Consider the following 2301-nt stretch of genomic DNA (forward strand, 5'->3'; position numbering starts at 1 on the left):
AACCTGGCTCGCCTGGCACCCCATATAAGGGGCTCGCGCAAAAGCGAAGCGTACTCAAGGACTGTGCTTAATGTCGAAGTCACGAACGATCAAAGTCGCGTCGATCCTCATGATCCTGCTGATGGCGCTCGGGACCGTCTCAATCGGCACCGCCGAGGCGCGCATGGGCGGCAGCTTCGGCAGCCGTGGCAGCCGCACCTATCAGGCGCCCGCGCCGACCAGGACGGCCCCTTATACGGCGCCTGTCACGCGCTCGATGACGCCACAAACCACCCAGTCCATCCCATCATCGCAGTCGTTTCCCGGCTCCGCGCGTCCCGGCTTCTGGCGTGGTTTCGGCGGCGGTTTTGTCGGCGGCCTTGTGGGAGGACTGTTCTTCCAGGGCCTGTTCGGCATGATGCTGGGCCATGGTTTCGGCGGCATTGGCGGCGGGCTGAGCTTCATCTTCCAGCTGCTCTTGATCGGCGGCCTCGTGATGCTGGCGATGCGCTTCCTCAATCGAGACAATGCCGCGCCTGCCAATATGCGAAACGCCGGCGTTCCGTTCGGACGGCAAGGCTGGGGCGGCGCGCCGCCCAGCTATTCGTCCAACGCCGCAAGCTTCGGCTCCGCTGACGCATCAGGAGCCGATGAAATCGGCATCACTGACGCTGATCGCGACGCGTTCGAACGAATCCTTGGCGAGGTGCAGGCTGCCTTCACTCGTGAGGATCACCAGGGATTGCGCCGGCTGACGACCCCCGAAATGGTTTCCTACCTTTCGGAGGAACTGGCCGACAACGCGACCCACGGCCTCAAGAACGAGGTTACAAACCTTAGGCTGCTGAAGGGCGAAGTGGCGGAGGCGTGGCGGGAAGGCTCGCGCGACTACGCCACCGTGGCGATGCGCTGGTCGGCGATCGATACCATGCAAAACCGCCAGACCGGCGCCGTCGAGAAGGGCGATCCCAACAATCCGGTCGAAGCGACCGAGCTGTGGACCTGCGCCCGCCAGGCCGGAGGACCATGGCTGCTGTCCGCGATCCAGGACGCGTCCGGTTAAGCTGGAAGCGCGCAGCAAGCGCTCTGACTACTTCCTGAACACCCCGATCATCGGCCCGAGATTCCAGAAATCGTCGTTGCGGCCGATGCCGGGCGCGTAGAGGCTCGAGATAGAACCGTCGAGGAAAAGCGCGTTCGGGCAGCCGAGCTGGTCGCGGAACAGCCGCGCGAATTCGTGGAAGGTCACGACATCGTCCGAGATCGCGAAAACCGCGACGCCGTCGGCGCGCACGCCCACGCCATCGCGGATTTTTCGCGAGGTGCCGTCCGCATGGAATTTCGGATGCAGCTTGCCGTCGATGACCAGCATCGGCCCGGACTGCGTCGCGTAATCCACGCGCGGCGGACGCTTGAGATAATCCTTGGTCGCGCGAACACCTGCCTTGCCGGCGCTGAGATAAAAGATGCCGTTGGGCTGCATGGAGAAATTACCGGTTCCCGATCCGGTCTTCGCCGGCGTGACCTGCTCGCCGCGTTCGACATAAAGCCCGACCGGCGCGAGGTTCGGATGATACATGCCGGCATTGATGCCGAACAGCAGGTTGCGCCCCGCCGCTTGCTGCGCGCTGCGCAGATTGTGCAGCGATCGGTAGAAGTCGCCATCCTTGTTCTTCCAGAACAACTCGATGGAGAAATGCTTCGGATCGGCCTCGCAGACCAGATACGTCGCGTTCTCGAAAGTCTGGTTGCGGCAGGGCGGCAGCGCCGCCAGCCATTGGCCGAGGCCGATGCCCGCGCCTACGGCGGCAGGCACCCCCGATTTCACCAGCGTGGCCAGCAAAGGAACCGAGTTCAGCAGGGTCACAAGATCCATCAGCGCATCCCGCTCCTCAGCATCGGTATAGCGGATTCGGCCGAGGCCGCTGCGTGGATTTCCCGGGTTGCTTCAGGTCAACCAGCCGGCCGCGACGCTGACCAGCAGCACCACGCCAAGCAGGCCGCGATAGATAACGAACGGCCAGGCGGAGAAGCGCTCCAGCACCCGCATCAGCCCCCAGATCGCGAAAAAGGCCGAGATCGAGGCGACGACGAGGCCGACCGCCAGGATCGACCAGCCATGCGCGTCGAGATGCACCTTGTGCAGTTCGTAGAGCTCCTTGAGGCCGGCCAGCGCGATTGCCGGCAGGCCGAGCAGGAAGGACAGGCGCGCCGCCTCCGGCCGGGCGAAGCCCAGCCCCATCGCCGCCGTCAGCGTCGAGCCCGAGCGCGAGACGCCGGGAATGAGCGCGCCGACCTGGGCAACGCCCACCAGCAGCGCGT

3 protein-coding genes are annotated in these 2301 nt (G+C 64.7%); 1 reads left to right on the plus strand and 2 read right to left on the minus strand.

Features of this window, described 5'->3' with window-relative positions; all coding sequences use genetic code 11:
- The first annotated feature begins 70 nt into the window (after positions 1–70).
- Positions 71–1042, plus strand: a complete 972-nt coding sequence (locus EOA28_RS32845; protein WP_128315704.1) for a Tim44 domain-containing protein — start codon at positions 71–73, stop codon at positions 1040–1042.
- A gap of 27 nt (positions 1043–1069) precedes the next feature.
- On the opposite strand, the gene EOA28_RS32850 is transcribed toward EOA28_RS32845, so the two are convergent.
- Together EOA28_RS32850 and EOA28_RS32855 are read right to left on the minus strand one after the other, a co-directional pair.
- On the minus strand, positions 1070–1855 hold the full coding sequence (locus EOA28_RS32850) for a phosphodiester glycosidase family protein (RefSeq protein ID WP_127252839.1): 786 nt from the start codon (positions 1853–1855) through the stop codon (positions 1070–1072).
- Positions 1856–1927: 72 nt separating this feature from the next.
- On the minus strand, positions 1928–2301 hold a 374-nt coding region (locus EOA28_RS32855; protein WP_148671010.1), incomplete at its 5' end, for an undecaprenyl-diphosphate phosphatase.

The organism is Mesorhizobium sp. M2A.F.Ca.ET.067.02.1.1 (assembly GCF_004023285.1).
Taxonomy (GTDB): Bacteria; Pseudomonadota; Alphaproteobacteria; order Rhizobiales; family Rhizobiaceae; genus Mesorhizobium.

Bases quoted from the DNA above. Each gene is read 5' to 3' on its own strand.
- EOA28_RS32845 (WP_128315704.1), top strand. From the start codon at position 71: ATGTCGAAGTCACGAACGATCAAAGTCGCGTCGATCCTCATGATCCTG.
- EOA28_RS32850 (WP_127252839.1), bottom strand. From the start codon at position 1,855: ATGGATCTTGTGACCCTGCTGAACTCGGTTCCTTTGCTGGCCACGCTG.